The 15046-nt window shown below is 60.2% G+C and carries 15 protein-coding genes and 1 pseudogene; 9 read left to right on the forward strand and 7 right to left on the reverse strand.

What is annotated here, in order from left to right; genetic code table 11:
- Positions 1–204: 204 nt before the first annotated feature.
- Complete coding sequence (locus tag QRN33_RS12515) at positions 205–681, reverse strand: (R)-mandelonitrile lyase (RefSeq protein ID WP_285408813.1); 477 nt, start codon at positions 679–681, stop codon at positions 205–207.
- Positions 682–778: 97 nt separating this feature from the next.
- On the opposite strand from QRN33_RS12515, the gene QRN33_RS12520 reads away from it, so the two are divergent.
- On the forward strand, positions 779–1672 hold the full coding sequence (locus QRN33_RS12520; RefSeq protein WP_285408815.1) for a LysR family transcriptional regulator: 894 nt from the start codon (positions 779–781) through the stop codon (positions 1670–1672).
- Positions 1673–1678: 6 nt separating this feature from the next.
- On the opposite strand, the gene QRN33_RS12525 is transcribed toward QRN33_RS12520, so the two are convergent.
- The gene (locus QRN33_RS12525; protein WP_285408817.1) at positions 1679–2638 is read right to left on the reverse strand and encodes an aldo/keto reductase; all 960 of its coding nucleotides are present in this window, start codon (positions 2636–2638) and stop codon (positions 1679–1681) included.
- A 111-nt stretch (positions 2639–2749) separates the two neighbouring features.
- Between QRN33_RS12525 and QRN33_RS12530 the strand changes: the two genes are divergently transcribed.
- Positions 2750–3520 carry an alpha/beta hydrolase gene (locus QRN33_RS12530; RefSeq protein WP_285408819.1) on the forward strand — a complete coding sequence of 257 codons (771 nt, stop codon included), beginning with the start codon at positions 2750–2752 and terminating at the stop codon, positions 3518–3520.
- 133 nt (positions 3521–3653) lie between these two features.
- Here the strand turns inward: QRN33_RS12530 and QRN33_RS12535 are convergent, their stop codons facing one another.
- Positions 3654–4463: an OBAP family protein gene (locus tag QRN33_RS12535; protein ID WP_285408821.1), complete on the reverse strand. Its 810-nt coding sequence runs from the start codon at positions 4461–4463 to the stop codon at positions 3654–3656.
- Between the two features lie 243 nt (positions 4464–4706).
- Here QRN33_RS12535 and QRN33_RS12540 point away from each other — a divergent pair, with 243 nt between their 5' ends.
- Both QRN33_RS12540 and QRN33_RS12545 read left to right on the forward strand, forming a co-directional pair.
- Positions 4707–4886 (forward strand): hypothetical protein, encoded by a 180-nt coding sequence (locus tag QRN33_RS12540; RefSeq protein WP_177330593.1) that lies wholly within the window; start codon positions 4707–4709, stop codon positions 4884–4886.
- Positions 4887–4903: 17 nt separating this feature from the next.
- Positions 4904–5332 carry a nuclear transport factor 2 family protein gene (locus QRN33_RS12545; RefSeq protein ID WP_285408823.1) on the forward strand — a complete coding sequence of 143 codons (429 nt, stop codon included), beginning with the start codon at positions 4904–4906 and terminating at the stop codon, positions 5330–5332.
- Positions 5333–5424: 92 nt separating this feature from the next.
- Here the strand turns inward: QRN33_RS12545 and mqo are convergent, their stop codons facing one another.
- Complete coding sequence (gene mqo, locus QRN33_RS12550; protein WP_064363529.1) at positions 5425–7071, reverse strand: malate dehydrogenase (quinone); 1647 nt, start codon at positions 7069–7071, stop codon at positions 5425–5427.
- A 529-nt stretch (positions 7072–7600) separates the two neighbouring features.
- Here mqo and QRN33_RS12555 point away from each other — a divergent pair.
- On the forward strand, positions 7601–8032 hold the full coding sequence (locus QRN33_RS12555; RefSeq protein ID WP_064363530.1) for a nuclear transport factor 2 family protein: 432 nt from the start codon (positions 7601–7603) through the stop codon (positions 8030–8032).
- 173 nt (positions 8033–8205) lie between these two features.
- Here QRN33_RS12555 and QRN33_RS26710 read toward each other — a convergent pair whose 3' ends face one another.
- Positions 8206–9069 (reverse strand): methyl-accepting chemotaxis protein, encoded by an 864-nt coding sequence (locus QRN33_RS26710; protein WP_429507827.1) that lies wholly within the window; start codon positions 9067–9069, stop codon positions 8206–8208.
- A pseudogene (locus QRN33_RS26715) lies at positions 9064–9882 on the reverse strand (MCP four helix bundle domain-containing protein); the annotation flags it as partial. The gene QRN33_RS26710 and the pseudogene QRN33_RS26715, both read right to left, overlap by 6 nt.
- Positions 9883–10062: 180 nt before the next feature.
- On the opposite strand from QRN33_RS26715, the gene sodC reads away from it, so the two are divergent.
- From sodC to QRN33_RS12575, 3 genes are all read left to right on the forward strand, one after another.
- On the forward strand, positions 10063–10584 hold the full coding sequence (sodC, locus tag QRN33_RS12565; RefSeq protein WP_042609346.1) for a superoxide dismutase family protein: 522 nt from the start codon (positions 10063–10065) through the stop codon (positions 10582–10584).
- A gap of 126 nt (positions 10585–10710) precedes the next feature.
- Positions 10711–11025 (forward strand): DUF2388 domain-containing protein, encoded by a 315-nt coding sequence (locus tag QRN33_RS12570; RefSeq protein WP_016775151.1) that lies wholly within the window; start codon positions 10711–10713, stop codon positions 11023–11025.
- Positions 11026–11105: 80 nt separating this feature from the next.
- Entirely contained in the window at positions 11106–11507 is a 402-nt protein-coding gene (locus tag QRN33_RS12575; RefSeq protein ID WP_173867309.1) for a hypothetical protein, read from the forward strand.
- Here QRN33_RS12575 and ligD read toward each other — a convergent pair whose 3' ends face one another.
- Positions 11508–14144, reverse strand: coding sequence for a DNA ligase D (ligD, locus tag QRN33_RS12580; RefSeq protein WP_285408829.1), 2637 nt, complete (start codon positions 14142–14144; stop codon positions 11508–11510).
- Positions 14145–14338: 194 nt separating this feature from the next.
- Between ligD and QRN33_RS12585 the strand changes: the two genes are divergently transcribed.
- On the forward strand, positions 14339–14797 hold the full coding sequence (locus QRN33_RS12585) for an REP-associated tyrosine transposase (RefSeq protein ID WP_285408830.1): 459 nt from the start codon (positions 14339–14341) through the stop codon (positions 14795–14797).
- Positions 14798–15046: the final 249 nt, after the last annotated feature.

The raw sequence follows: 15046 nt of genomic DNA on the forward strand, positions 1-15046 counted from the left end.
GGTCGATGCACATCGCAAGACACCTCGGTCGGCTCCCACTCCCCCGGGAGACGCCTGGGGTGACTCGCATGCTGTTAGCGCACCTGCATGGGGTCCTAGGGGTCGAGTGGATTCACCACCACGCTTGCAGAATGCCGAACGTCTCGAGCATCCCCCAATCGGCTCCCTCTCCCTCGGGAGAGGGCTGGGGTGAGGGGCGAGGTTTCACTCGGTCTTTGGATATTGCTCATCACTGACCTGCTCCATCCAGTCCACCACCTTGCCATCCAGCACTTCCGCAATTGCGATATGACTCATCGCCGTTGTCGGCGCCGCCCCGTGCCAATGTTTGGCACCCGGGGCAATCCAGACGGTATCGCCCGGGCGGATTTCACGAACCGGCTGGCCCCATTCCTGGACGAACCCTGCTCCTGCGGTGACGATCAATGTCTGTCCTAACGGATGGGCGTGCCACGCAGTTCTCGCGCCCGGCTCGAACGTTACGGTCGCGCCGCTCACGCGGGCCTCGTCGGTACCCTTGAACGGCGCATCCACCCGCACCGTGCCGGTAAACCAGTCAGCGGGGCCTTTGGCCGAGGGTTGAGAGCCATTCGGCGTAACCGTGACACGCGGGTTTTCAGTGGCCTGCACTTCACCGGCCAGCAGCGAGAGCGTCAGCGCAGAAGCAGCGATCGGGTTCATGGCGGTTCCTCCGGATGAATAACGCAACCACTGTAGCGATCGGCACTCTTTAGATAATCGTCTAGAATCCGAAAAAACTTATGCAGGACAATCATCAATGCTCCGGGAAAACGCCACCGACCTGCTCGCCTTTCTCGCCGTTGCCCGTGAACGCAGTTTCACCAAGGCCGCCGCCAAACTCGGCGTGTCGCAATCGGCGCTCAGCCACACCATTCGCAGTCTCGAGGCACGTCTCGGCCTGCGCCTGCTGACCCGCACCACGCGCAGCGTTTCGCCGACCGAGGCCGGCGAACACCTGCTGCAGACCATCGGCCCGCGCTTCGAAGAGATCGAGATGGAACTGGCCGCCCTGAGCAACCTGCGCGAGACCCCGGCAGGGAAGATCCGCATCAGCGCCACCGACCACTCGCTGAACTGGATCCTGCGTCCGGTGTTGCAGGAGTTCCTGCCGAAATACCCGGACGTCACCGTCGAAGTCTGCTGCGACTATGGCTTCGTCGACATCGCCGGCCAGGGCTTCGATGCCGGAGTGCGCCTGGGCGAAGACGTTGCGCAGGGCATGATCGCCACGCGCATCGGCCCGGACATGCGCATGGCCGTGGTCGGCTCGCCCGCCTACTTCGCCCGCCGCGCAGCGCCGCAGACCCCGCGCGACCTGACCGACCACGCCTGCAACAACCTGCGTCTGCCAACCAATGGCGGACTGTATTCGTGGGAGTTCGAAAAGGACGGCGAAAGCCTGAAGGTTCGTGTCTCCGGCCAGGTCACCCTGAACGGCGTGTACCCGTTGCTCGACGCCGCGCTGGACGGTTTCGGTCTGAGCTACATCCCGGAAAATGTCGTTGCACCGTTTCTGGCCGACGGCCGCTTGATCCAGGTGCTTGGAGACTGGTGCCCGGCGTTTTCCGGCTATCACCTGTACTACCCGAGCCGACGCCAGGCAGCGCCGGCGTTTGCCTTGTTGCTGGAGGCGTTGCGCTATCGCGTTTGACCCGGTTCAACCCAGCAACGCAATTAACTGATGCCGCTGCGCATCGGTGAGCATCGGCCCAAAACCGGCTCCGGCATTGTCAGCCATGTAGCGCGGATTGCTGGTCCCCGGAATCACACAGGTCACTGCCGGATGCGCCAGCAGGAATTTCAGGGCCAGTTGCGGCCAACTGTTGACCTGCACGTCCGAGACCCATGCCGGCAACGGCTTGCCCTTGAGCCGGGCGAGCAAATCGCCGCCGCCAAATGGCCGGTTACAGATCACCGCGACCCCGCGCTCGCGGCACAGCGGCAGGATGCGCTTTTCCACGCCCCGGTCGTCGAGGGCGTAGTTGATCTGCAGAAAATCCAGCTTCTCGGCCTTCAGCACCGCTTCGACCTCGTCATAGGCCGACGAGGTGTAATGGGTGATGCCGATGTAGCGAATCCGCCCCTGCTCTTTCCATTCGCGCAGGGTCGGCAAGTGGGTTTGCCAGTCGAGCAGGTTGTGAATCTGCATCAGGTCGATGCGCTCGGTTTGCAGCAGGCTGAACGACTGCTCCATCTGCGCGATCCCGTCCTTGCGCCCGCGCGTCCACACCTTGGTGGCGAGAAAGGCCGGCGAGCGCGGTTCGTGGATCGACAGCAATTCACCGGTGGTCTGCTCGGCGCGGCCGTACATCGGCGAGCTGTCGATCAGCGTGCCGCCCTTCCTGAACAGCGCTTCGAGCACGGCGGGCAATTGCCGATAAACCGGATCACCCGGGCCGACGTCGAAACCGCGATAGGTGCCCAATCCGACCATGGGCAGTGCCTCGGAGCTTGAAGGGATGGCGCGGGTCTGCATGGTCTGGTCTCCTGCCGTGTGCGGCGCAGTGACGGCCGGCGGCGCGCCGCTGGCCAACGCCCGATCAATCGTCAACACCGCCGCCACCTCGGCAGCCAGCGTAAGCAAGCGGCGACGGGAATAACCCTCAGTGTGGCGCATGCGGGCCCTCCTGCTGCGCGGATCTGTTGCATGTTGTGTGCGCAGGCTGTCAGGCGCAGTCGCTGAACTACACTTCGACAGCCCACCTCTTACCCCGTTAAAAGTAGCCGAATGTCCCGAACCCTGATGTCACTCGTCGTTTTCATTGTTGCCGTGTACCTGTTGCTGTGTGCCGCGCTGTTCGTATTTCAGCGCTCGCTCATCTGGTTTCCCCAGCCTGCGGCCGTGGTTGCCGCGGATTCGCGGTTGAAACTGTCGATGCCGGACGCCGAAATCTGGGCGACTACTCGAGAGCGCAGCGGAACACGGGCGCTGATCTATTTCGGCGGGAATGCCGAGGACGTCTCGCGCAACCTGCCGGAGTTCGCTGAGGCGTTCCCCGATTACGCGCTGTATTTTCTGCATTACCGGGGTTTTGGTGGCAGTTCAGGCTCACCATCGGAAGCGGCGATTGCCGAAGATGCGCTGGCGTTGTTCGATCAGGTCTACGCCAGCCATCCGCAGATTGCGGTGATCGGGCGCAGCCTCGGCTCGGGCGTGGCGATACGCCTGGCCAGCCAGCGGCCGGTGCAGAAGCTGATCCTGGTCACGCCGTTCAACAGCCTCGAAGAAATCGCCGAACGGCAATATCCGTGGGTGCCGGTGAAGTGGTTGCTCAAGGATCGATTCGAATCGGGCAAGTACGCCGCGCACGTTCGCGTGCCGACCTTGCTGTTGGCGGCGAGTGATGACGAGGTGATTGGACGCAAGAGCACGCAGCGGTTGTTGGAGAGTTTTCCTGCGGGGGTGGCGACGCTCAAGGTGGTGCCGGAATCGGCGCATAACTCGATTTCCGAGCGAGGGGAGTACTTGCGGTGGATGGGTGATGTGTTGAATCGCTGACAGGTGTAGCGATCAGGCGGATGCCTTCGCGAGCAGGCTCGCTCCTACAGGGGTAACGCATTTCAAATGTAGGAGTGAGCCTGCTAGCGATGAAGTCGGTACCGACATCAGCATTTACAGCTACTGTCCAATGCTAAGGCTGACGGCCGCTCCGGGCATTTTCGTCGCCAGAGGTGGCCGGGCGCGGCATGACGTGTTGATGGCCGGTCGGGTCGTTGAGTTGCACGGCATTACCCTTCTGCCACGCATCAGCTCCTGGCGCGACCGGTGCCGGTTTGATCTCGGCGCGGGCCTTTTTCTTCTCGGCGCTATCAATGCCCAAACGCTGGTCGCGCTGGCGGACCATTTGCGCGTCGGCCTGACCGTCGGCAGTAAAGCCCATCATCAACTGCGGCACGCCCAAGGGCAGTTGCTTGTCCTGATCGGTGTGCCAGGTGTGCCAGGTCTTGCCATAGGTGTTGGCAAGTTTTTCCATCAAACGCGTCTCCGCCACCTGCGGGATGCCCGGCGCGACCAACTGGCCGGAAGTGACTTCGTGAGCGTGGCTATGCCACAAGGCCGTTTCTTTCGCCGGCAATTGCGTGAACAGGCGCTGGCTGATGATGTATTCCACGCCCATCAGCTTCGCTTCAGCGGTGTTGCCGTCGTAGATCACACACTGGAACACTTCCTCGTTGAGCGCCGAGCAGTAGTGATGCGCTTCCATCTGTGCGCCGGGATGGCCGTTGTAGAAATGGAAGCCATCGAGGTACATGCTCAACGCGCGAATCGGCGGTTTGTCCTGCAACCATTGCGCGCCGACTTCGAGCATTTCAGTGTCGGAGGCTTTGGCCTGGCCCGGTGTCTGCACCGGTGACTCGGTGTTGCTCATCGCACAACCGGTCAGCGCGGCGACCATCAAACCGACGGGAACCCAACGTCCCTGCAAGGTTTTATTACGCATGTTTCGCTCCTCGGACATTCAGTAACGGGCGCGTGCTGGCCCTGTTCTGCAACTGAAAGCAGGAGAACGGCAGAGTTCGAAAAAGCTGCGTGCGGATCAGACTGGAGAGATCGTTGCCAGTACGCCGATCAGCATGGTCAAGGTCAGAAAGCCGCCGAGGAAAATTGCCATCTTGTACATGTTGCGCTCCTTGATGCTGAGTGTGCGGTGCACCGGACGCTTCGGGATGAGGTCGGAGGGTGAATGTCCGCACTGCCCGGGCATTCTGAGGCTGTGGCTGTACTGAATACAGAGGCAGATGAAACAGAAAAATACGGATCAGATGCGCATCTGATCCGCTTCGGGCATGGACCGGTATTCAGCCCGAAACTTGACGATCCACTCTGCGCCGGGTTGATCTACAGTCATTGCCGCCAACCATAATAAAAACCGGAGTGACCATGCCCGACCTCGCCTTGCAGCCCAATGTCGCCGAATCCCTCAAGCGCTGGCACGAGATGATCCGCAACGGCAATCTCAACGCCCTGCCCGAATTGCTCGATGCCCGAGCCGTGTTTCGCTCGCCGATGGCCCACACGCCCTACCCAGGCGCGCCGGTGGTGGCGATGATCCTCAACACAGTGTTCGAAGTTTTTGAGGATTTCGCCTATCACCGCGAACTGGCGACGGCGGATGGCTTGAATGTGATCCTGGAATTCAGTGCCAAGGTCGGCACCAAGGAACTGAAAGGCATCGACATGATTCGCTTCGACGCCAGCGGCAAGATCGTCGAGTTCGAAGTGATGGTTCGGCCGTTGAGCGGATTGCAGGCACTGGGCGAAGAAATGGGCCGGCGCCTCGGTGCCTATCTCGCGTCCGCAAAAGCCTGAATCCCCGCCGGACCGTAGGCGCGTAGGAACCAGGCCACAAAAAACCCACTGACCGTCGCCGGTTCAGTGGGTTTTGTGTGTCAGGGTTCTGGTTACAAAGCCATGTCACGTGCAGCGTTTTCCTTCGGTGCTACGGCTTTATCAGCCGCAGGTGCCGCTGGAGCAGCTACCTGACCGATCACCGGAGGGGTCGGCAGTTCGAGGATTTTCGCGGTGTAAGCCCACTCGGCAGCCACTTTGGCCGGATCGCTGTTCAGCTGGGTGCCATAGCTCGGCACGATCTGGTGCAGCTTGGTCTGCCACTCAGGGGTTGCGACTTTGTCTTTGAAGACTTTCTGCAGCACGCTCAGCATGATCGGTGCAGCAGTCGACGCGCCTGGCGATGCGCCCAGCAGGCCGGCGATCGAGCCGTCTTGCGAAGCCACGATCTCGGTGCCCAGTTTCAGCACGCCGCCAGCGGCTTCATCACGCTTGATGATTTGCACGCGCTGGCCGGCTTGCCACAGGCGCCAGTCTTCGGCCTTGGCGTTCGGGAAGTATTCCTTCAGCGCGTTCAGACGGTCTTCATCCGACAGCATCAGTTGACCGGCAAGGTACTCGACCAGCGGGTATTCCTTGATGCCGACCTTGGTCATTGGCCAGATGTTGTGGGTGGTGGTGCTGGTCAGCAGGTCAAAGTACGAACCTTCCTTGAGGAACTTGGTGCTGAAGGTCGCGAACGGGCCAAACAGAATGACGCGCTTGCCGTCCAGAACACGGGTGTCCAGGTGCGGAACCGACATCGGTGGCGCGCCAACCGAAGCCTTGCCGTAGGCCTTGGCCAGATGCTGCTCGGCAATGCTTGGGTTGTCGGTTACCAGGAACGAGCCGCCAACCGGGAAGCCTGCGTATTCCTTGGCTTCAGGAATCCCCGACTTCTGCAGCAGGTGCAAGGCACCGCCGCCAGCGCCGATGAACACGAACTTGGCGTCGGTTTCGGTTTTGCTGCCGTCTTTCAGGTTTTTGTAGCTGACACGCCAAGTGCCATCGGCGTTCTTGGTGATGTCTTCGACTTCGCTCGACAGTTTCAGATCGAAGTTGGGCTTGGTCTGCAGGTGAGCGGCGAACTGGCGGGTGATTTCGCCGAAGTTCATGTCCGTACCCAGCGGGCTCCAGGTGGCCGCGATTTTCTGGTTCGGGTCACGCCCTTCCATCATCAGCGGCACCCACTTCTTGATCACCGCCGGATCTTCGGAGTACTGCATGCCGGCAAACAGCGGGCTCGCCTGCAGGGCTTCGTAGCGCTTTTTCAGGAACTTGATGTTGTCATCGCCCCACACGAAGCTCATGTGCGGTGTGGTGTTGATGAACGAGCGAGGGTTTTTCAGCACGCCCTGTTGAACCTGCCACGCCCAGAACTGACGGGAGACCTGGAACGCTTCGTTGATCTCGACGGCTTTCGGGATCGTGACGTTGCCCTTGTCGTCTTCCGGGGTGTAGTTCAGCTCGGCGAGGGCCGAGTGACCGGTACCGGCGTTGTTCCAGCCGTTGGAGCTTTCCAGGGCGACGCCGTCGAGGCGCTCGACCATTTCCATCGACCAGCTCGGTTCCAGCTCATTGATCCACACACCCAGGGTGGTGCTCATGATGCCGCCGCCGATCAGCAGGACGTCAACTTTCTTCGCTTCGGCAGCATTGGCAGACGACATCCCCATCGCCAAAGCCAGCCCCAGCAAGGCTGTGTTCACTTTTTTAAACATCTGTTGCACCTATGATAAAACGCCTTCCGCCCGTCGTTGTTATCAGTCTGCGTTGCGCTGTATTGACGCTCAGGCTGGCGTCGCGCGATCCGGCACACTGCAATATTGACGGGTGGGCACACAAGGCCGATATGTGGCATCGACCTCAGTTAATGTCCCTTCTGAACTGACTTCTTATCGTTATTGGCTTCAGCTGCTTGAGCGACAGGGATCCCGTCGGCCAGCCCTGAAAGGCAAGCCAACCGAATTAGGTCAAAGCAAATTGGCGCGGAGAATATCACGTCAGGGCGAACCCGCGCGTCTGTTCCCGACTTGAAAGTCTTTTTCCGCTCTGAAGCTTATCGGCCACAGCGCGCGGAACATGACGCCACTGCGGCGGGTACCGTCAGTTTTTTGCGCGATGCGCATTGCAACTCAGCGATTCAGTGCACACGCCCCGTTGCTCCTGAAGAAAATAACCTGCTACGTTGTACGATGACTGACGAATTCAACTTCAGTCATTTCCATCCAATAACAACAAGGAAACAACATGACCAAGTCCCGCCTCCTCATCGGTTTGTTCTGCGCCTTCAGCGCCTGCGCCATGGCCGCCCCTGCCCCAGCGGAAAAACAAGTGGCGCAAGCGGTCGATCATCTGACCCAGGCGATGCTGCACAAAGACATCGCCGAACTGAACGCCCTCACCGCACCGAACCTGACCTACGGCCATTCCAGCGGCAAAATTCAGGACAAGCAGGAATTCATCGCCGACATTGAGACCGGTCGCAGCGCATTCAAGACCCTCGAAATGCAAAAGCAGACCATCACCCTGTCCGGCGATACCGCGCTGGTGCGCCACCACTTTTCCGCGCAGGCGTTGAAGGGGACCGAGGTCATTCCCACCGAGATCGAGAATTTCCAGATCTGGCAGAAACAGGGCGGGAAATGGTTGTTGGTGGGGCGACAGGCGTTCAAATTTTGATTGAAGTAAGTCTCTGAGATAGATGTAGCCTGAACTGGCCTCATCGCGAGCAGGCTCACTCCTACAAGGGGCGGCGGCGTAACGCAGATCGCATTCACACCGTCAATCCCCTGTAGGAGTGAGCCTGCTCGCGATAGCGCCAGTCCAGACAACCAAAAACCCTCACCTGAAAATCACAACCGAAACCGATCCACCGACCGTGCCAACTGCCCCGCCAGGTCCGACAACTCATCCGTAGTCGTTGCCGTCTGCCCGATCACCCGGCTATTCCCTTCGGACATCCCGGCAATCATTTCCACCTGATGGGCGATTTCGTTGCTGGCCATACTCTGTTCGCCAATCGTGCGAGTGATGTCATTCACCAGTTGCGTGGTGCTGAGCGTCGCATCGAGGATTTCGCGAATCGCCCGCTCGACTTCCGCCGTCACCGCCATGCCCTTGTCGACCTGCGCCACGCCCGCCTCCATGCTGCTGACCGCCTCGCGCGTGCTGTTCTGAATGCGCGCGACCATCGCGGCGATCTCTTGGGTCGAGGCGCTGGTGCGCGCGGCCAGACTGCGCACTTCATCGGCGACCACGGCAAAACCACGGCCCTGCTCACCCGCCCGTGCTGCCTCGATCGCCGCGTTGAGCGCCAGCAGATTGGTCTGGTCGGCGATGCTCTTGATCACCTGAATGATGTTGAAGATTGCCTCGGATTCCTGATCCAGCGTGCGGATCACTTGCGCCGACTGCTGCGCCGAGCGGGCGATGTCGTCCATGTCGCTGACCACTTGGTGAATCACCCCGCCGCCCTGCTTGGCCAGAGTCTCAGCCTGGTTGGCCATGCTCAGGGCACGTTCGGCGTGGCGGGTGATTTCTTCGATACTGGCGGTCATCTGGCTGGCAGCGGCGGCCATGGTCCCGGCGGCAACGCTTTGTTGCTGGCTGCTGTCGGCGACCTGATGGCAGCCGTGGCTGAGTTGCTCGCTCATGCCACTGACACCGTGGGCGTTGCGCCGGACCACGTCGATCATGTTGCGCAGGTCACGCTGCATGATTGCCAGGGTGCGGATCAACGCACTGGCTTCGTCCTTGCCGCCGGGCTCGACAATCGGCTCGCTGAGATTGCCATGGGCGATGCTTTCGGCGATGCGACTGGCGGATTTCAGCGGCCCAAGGATGCTGCGCATCACCCAGCGGCCCTGAATCAGCAGCAACAACAGACTGGCGATCAGGACGACGCCGAGGGCGAGATTGGCATTGCGAATGGCCGCTTCAGTGCCTTCGCTGGTTTGCCGGGTGTTGCTTTCAATCAACTCGCTGAGCGTCGCCATCTGTTCTTCGAGCTGGCTGAACGCGGTGCTGAATCGACCGAGTTGCTGTTGCGCGGCGTCGGGGTTGTCCAGCGCCACGGCGACAATCTGCTCGGCGGATTTGATGTAGGTATCGAGGCTCGGCTTGATCTGCTCCAGCGCCGTGCGTAGCGGCGGGCTGATCGGCAGTTTCAGGTTGTCATCCAGCACTTCACGAAAATGCCCGGCGTGCTCGGCCAGCGAATCACGCACTTCCGTCGCGGTGCCGGTGCCTTTGCCCAGGCCGACCAACATCGCCGAATACACGTCGGCGCGCAGGGCGTCGTGCATCATGTCGGCTTCCATGTGATTGCGCAGTGCGCTCATGCTCACCGTGTTATCGCCGACCGCCGTGGCCATCCGCAGGTTGCCGACGTAACTGACCAGACTCACGATCAGCGCTGTCAGCAGGCTGGTCGCAATCAGCAACACCAAACGCAGTTTGATCGACACCGTGGAATCTCCCGTGGGCACGCTGGATTGCGCTTGTCGGATTTCAGTTAAGCCTATTGGCATGGAACTGCCGACACAGAGCGTATCGGCTGATGTCAGCGGCGACTTGAATCCGGCAAAACTTTTGGATCGAGCGGCCAGTCACACCTTGCACCACCGCTGGATAACGCCTTCATCGCCGGTTAACCCGGGCAGGCTATCAATCCAGCGCTTCGAACATTCATGCAGCTGAAGGAAACGCTTATGAAACGCGCACTGTGGTTTGGTCTGCTCGGCACTCTGGCAATCGGCACCGCGCAGGCGGCAACGGAAAAAGTCGCGATCAATCTGGTCAGCGCCGACGGTGCGCCGCAGGCGATCGGTTCGGTCACGGTCAGCGAAACGCCTTACGGTCTGCTGTTCACGCCCGAGCTGAAATCATTGCCGGCCGGCATTCACGGTTTCCATGTTCATGAAAACGGCAGCTGCGAAGCGGGCACCAAGGATGGGGTCAAAGGCGCGGCACTGGCCGCTGGCGGACACTTCGATCCGGCGAAAACCGGCAAGCATCTTGGCCCGTACGCCGATGGGCATCTGGGTGATCTGCCGGCGGTGTATGTCACGGCCGACGGTGTCGCCAACTACCCGGTGCTGGCGCCGCGTCTGAAGAAAATCTCCGAGATCAAGGGCCACGCCCTGATGATTCACGCCGGCGGCGATAACCATTCCGACATGCCCAAGCCACTGGGCGGTGGCGGCGATCGCATGGCGTGCGGGGTGATCTGATCCGACTGAGCGGGATAATGCCCTGACCCAAGGCTTTTTTCCGCTCACGGAACTCCGGCGCGCCGATTATCTCTGAAGCTATGTAGTCCCTTCTCTTTTTGCTTCGCGCTTGTGGAGGAACACGTCATGCGCAAGTTAGTCCTGATTTCTTCTCTAATGCTTTGCCTGCCGGTCGGTTCGGCGCTGGCCCGTGTTGATGCGGGTGACGTCGCCACTTCGGCAGGTGTCTCCGCGTCGCTGTACTCGACCTTCAAGGATGACAAAATGGTGATTCCGGCCCGTGACGACGTGTCTGCCTTTGTCGCCAGCGGTGGAGCCATACGTGGGGTTTATCTTGAGTCGGTACTGCAACAGGTGCGTCAGGCCAACCCTGGCTTGAACGCCAGCGACGAAGACCTGGCCAACGCCATTCTGGTGCAATACGAAGGCGTGCAGCAGTAGTCACGAGGGATACAGCGGCCGATGGACGGCCGCTGAGTGCGCATAGGCAAAAACGTCCGACGGCCTCTATGATGGAGGCCATGACAACCACCGTGCCCTTGCGCTCACCCTGCCCACCCGGCGCCTGCATCTGCGGGCGCGATCCCTTGCTTGAAACGCCCGGAGCGGATCTGCGCATCCTGCGCCTGACTCGCGCAGAGGAAAAAATCCTCCTGGCGCGTCTGGAACAACTCAAAGACCTCGACGACCTCAAACGTCTGCAACAGCGCATGTATGAGCAGTTGGGCATCCGCGTCGACGTCGCACCGGGTTTCAACGAGGTACGCACCATGCGCGGCATTGCCATTCAGATCGACGACTTGCCGGGCCTGTGTCGAAAAACCCGTGCGGCGATCCCGGCGGCGATTCGCAAGGGTCTGGAAAACCACCCGCAAATCGCCTTCGAACTGCTCAACGCCCACGACTTGCTGCGCGACACCTGATCACTTTTTCATGCCGACGCGCTTGCGCATCTCGGCGGTAATGGTCTGACGGGTTTTCTTCATGTCCGCCCAAGGCTCATCGCCGACTTCGGTCAGACGCTCGTGCACGTTGTAAATGTTCCAGTGATTACCTCCCTTGATTTCCGCGACCTCCTCTCGGTACAGCGGCACGGAAACCGGCATGCCTTCCCGCGCCCGTGCGGCATAGGCGCAGATGGTGGTGGCGCCGAGGCCGTTGCGCAGGTAATCGATAAAGATCCGCCCGACACGGTTTTTCGGTCCGGACACCGCCGAAATACGATCCGGCAGCAACTTGGCCATGTGGCTGACGATGGCGTGACTGAAGTCCTTCACTTCGTCCCAGCCGTGCTTGCGCGTCAAGGGCACCACCAGGTGAATGCCTTTGCCGCCACTGGTTTTCAGGAAGGCTTTGAGTCCCAGTTCATCGAGCACGGTGAGGGTCAGCGCGGTGGCTTCTACCATGCTTTTCCACGGCAGCGCTGGATCCGGGTCGAGGTCGAGGACGAAGCGATCGGGCTTGTCCAGATCCACCGTCGTGGCGTTCCAGGTGTGCAGCTCCACCGTGCTCATCTGCACCGCGCCGACCAGCGCTTCGGGATTGTTGATCATCATCACTGGCTGGCCGGTGACGTCCTTGTCCAGTGTCGAAATCCCGGGGATGGCCAAGCGTTCGGCGTTCTTCTGAAAGAACAGTTCGCCGGCAATGCCATCCGGTGCGCGCACCAATGCCACGGGGCGATCCTTGAGTTGCGGGAGGATGTGTTCAGCAACGCTGGCGTAATACTGCGCCAGTTGCATCTTGGTGGTGCCGCTGACTGCATCGATCACCCGATCCGGGTGCGTGATGCGCACCTTGCCGCCGGCCAGCCCCGCCTGCGACGGTGCAGTTTCGGCTTTGCTGGCGGCGGTTTTCTTCGCTGGTTGCCTGGCGGTTTTGGTTTTTTCGGTGGTTCTGGTTTTTTCGGTCTTCTCGGATTTTTCAGACTGGGCAGCTTTCACAGGCTTCGCTCGCTCCTCTGTAATGTCCTTGGCCGGTTTGTCATCGCGCAAACCATGGAACACGGCGTGCCGCACCGAGCCGTCCTTGGTCATCTCGGCGAACGCCACCTCCGCCAGCAATTTCGGTTTCAGCCAGTGCACGCCCTTGGCCTCGAAACCACTGGGCGGATTGACCACCGCAGCGCTTTTGGTCTGTAGCGGCTTGAGCTGGCCGAGGATGCTTTTCAACGTGGTTTGGTTGAACCCGGTGCCAACCTTGCCGGCATAGCGCAACTCGCCGCTGTCACCGTCGTGCAGACCGAGCAGCAAAGCACCGAAGGCACTGCGCGCACCTTTCGGATCGGTATAGCCGACGATGACGAACTCTTGCCGATGCTTGCATTTGAGCTTGATCCAGTCGCCACTGCGCCGCGACACGTAGGGCGAACCGAGGCGCTTGCCGATCAGGCCTTCCATCTGCATCTGGCAGGCGCTGTTGAGCAGTGCGTCGGGAGTTTCTTCGAAGGCTTCGGAGAAGCGCAGAGGTGAAGAATCTTTCTGTGCGCCAAGGATCGTGCTCAGCGCCGCACGCCGCTCTTCGACCGGAACATCACGCAGGTCGACGCCGTTGAGGTACGGCACGTCGAACAGGTAATAAACGATGTTGCCGCTGCGTCCGGCATCGAAGGCATTTTGCAGCGCCTGAAAATCCGGCACACCCTGCTCGTTGGCCACGACCATTTCGCCGTCAAGCCACGCCGATTCAAGGCCCAGTGCCGCCAGCGCCTTGGCCTGCTGCGGCAGTTTATGCGTCCAGTCGTGGCCATTGCGGGTAAACAGCTGCACCTCATCGTGATCGATCCGCGCCATGATCCGATAGCCATCGAACTTGATCTCGTAGCTCCACTGCCCTTCTGGCGCGCTATCGACCAATGTGGCCAGTTCCGGTTTGATCACCGCCGGCAGCTTGGCCTTGCGCGCGCCATTAAGCTGTCCAGACGCCTGTTTGCGTGGCTTGGCCGGGGTCTTCTTCAGCGGTTTGGCCTGTTCGGCGGCGAGCGTGGGTTTGCCGACAATCGTGCGCTCACTGAGCACGCTGTCGGGTTCGGCGACCAGCACGTCGAAGTCATCCTGCGGACGCGCCGCATTGTCCTGATGCTTGATCAGAAACCATTGTTCTTTCTTGCCCGGCATGTGCGTGCGCACCAGATTCCACACGCCGCCGAGCTTCTCGCCCTGCAACTCGAACTTGAGCCGACCCTTGGCATAGGCCTTGTGCGGATCCTCCAGCGGAATCCACACGCCGCGATCCCAGACGATCACATCGCCGGCGCCGTAATGCCCCTCGGGAATGCTGCCCTCGAACGTCGCGTAATCGAGCGGATGATCCTCGACATGAATCGCCAGACGCTTGACCTTGGGATCCAGCGACGGCCCCTTCGGCACCGCCCAGCTCTTCAGCGCGCCATCGAGTTCCAGGCGAAAGTCGTAATGCAGGTGCGAAGCATCGTGCTTCTGGATGCAGAACTGCAAAGCATGATCCTTGGCAGACTTGCGCCCCGGGCGCTTGACCGCAGCCGGTTCCGAAGTCGCGGAAAAATCACGCATGCGGTTGTAATCGTCGAGGTTCCTGTTCATGAGCACACCGATGGCAGACGGGTTCTGTTATGCAGAAGAGCGACACGGCGGCGGAAAAATTCAATCGACGTAAAAAAGCCCCGGACGGATGGAGCGGCCGGGGCTTGTAACGACACATCCAGTAATTGCCTGGGCTGGCTAAACAGGGTGCAGACGCTAAGGTTTTTTCAGGATCTTGAAAGGGAGGCAATGGAATGCCTGCTGCTGCAAAAGCCTGTCGTCTGAGAAAGGGTCGGTACTCTGAAACCGGAAGAATTTATCTGCTTACAGCAGTGGTTAATCAACGCGAGCGTGTTTTCACCAACTGGCACGACGGTAGATTGCTGGTCAACGAGTTGAGACGGTGCAGTGAAGCCGGGTTAGCTACCTCTCTGGCTTGGGTCGTCATGCCAGACCACCTGCATTGGCTCGTTGCGCTTGATAAGGGTTCGCTTGCAGATTTGATGTGTCGCGTCAAATCGCGAAGTTGCCAGGCATACAATCGAAGACATGGGCGCCAGGGACAATTATGGCAGCGAGGTTATTACGACCGCGCCTTGAGGCGGGATGAAGATCTCAAAGCCGCTGCGCTCTATGTCGTCAAGAATCCTGTGCGAGCCGGTCTGGTGGCGCGCCTCGGGGACTACCCGCTGTGGGACGTAATCTGGCTCTGAAGATCAAAAAATCGCAGCCTTCGGCAGCTCCTACGGTTGCACCGTATTTCAAATGCAGGAGCTGCCGAAGGCTGCGATCTTTTATTTTCGAAGACGCCGCACTCTGTGCAGGCAGGACGCCATGCGAGCCGGTCTGGTGGCGCTTGGGGGATTACCCAATTTGGCTTTGAAGATCAAAAGATCGCAGCCTTCGCCAGCTCCTACAGTTGCACCGTATTTCAAATGTAGGAGCTGCCGAAGGCTGCGATC

Origin of the sequence: Pseudomonas sp. FR229a (assembly GCF_030209115.1) — a bacterium.
GTDB classification, from domain to species: domain Bacteria; phylum Pseudomonadota; class Gammaproteobacteria; order Pseudomonadales; family Pseudomonadaceae; genus Aquipseudomonas; species Aquipseudomonas moraviensis_A.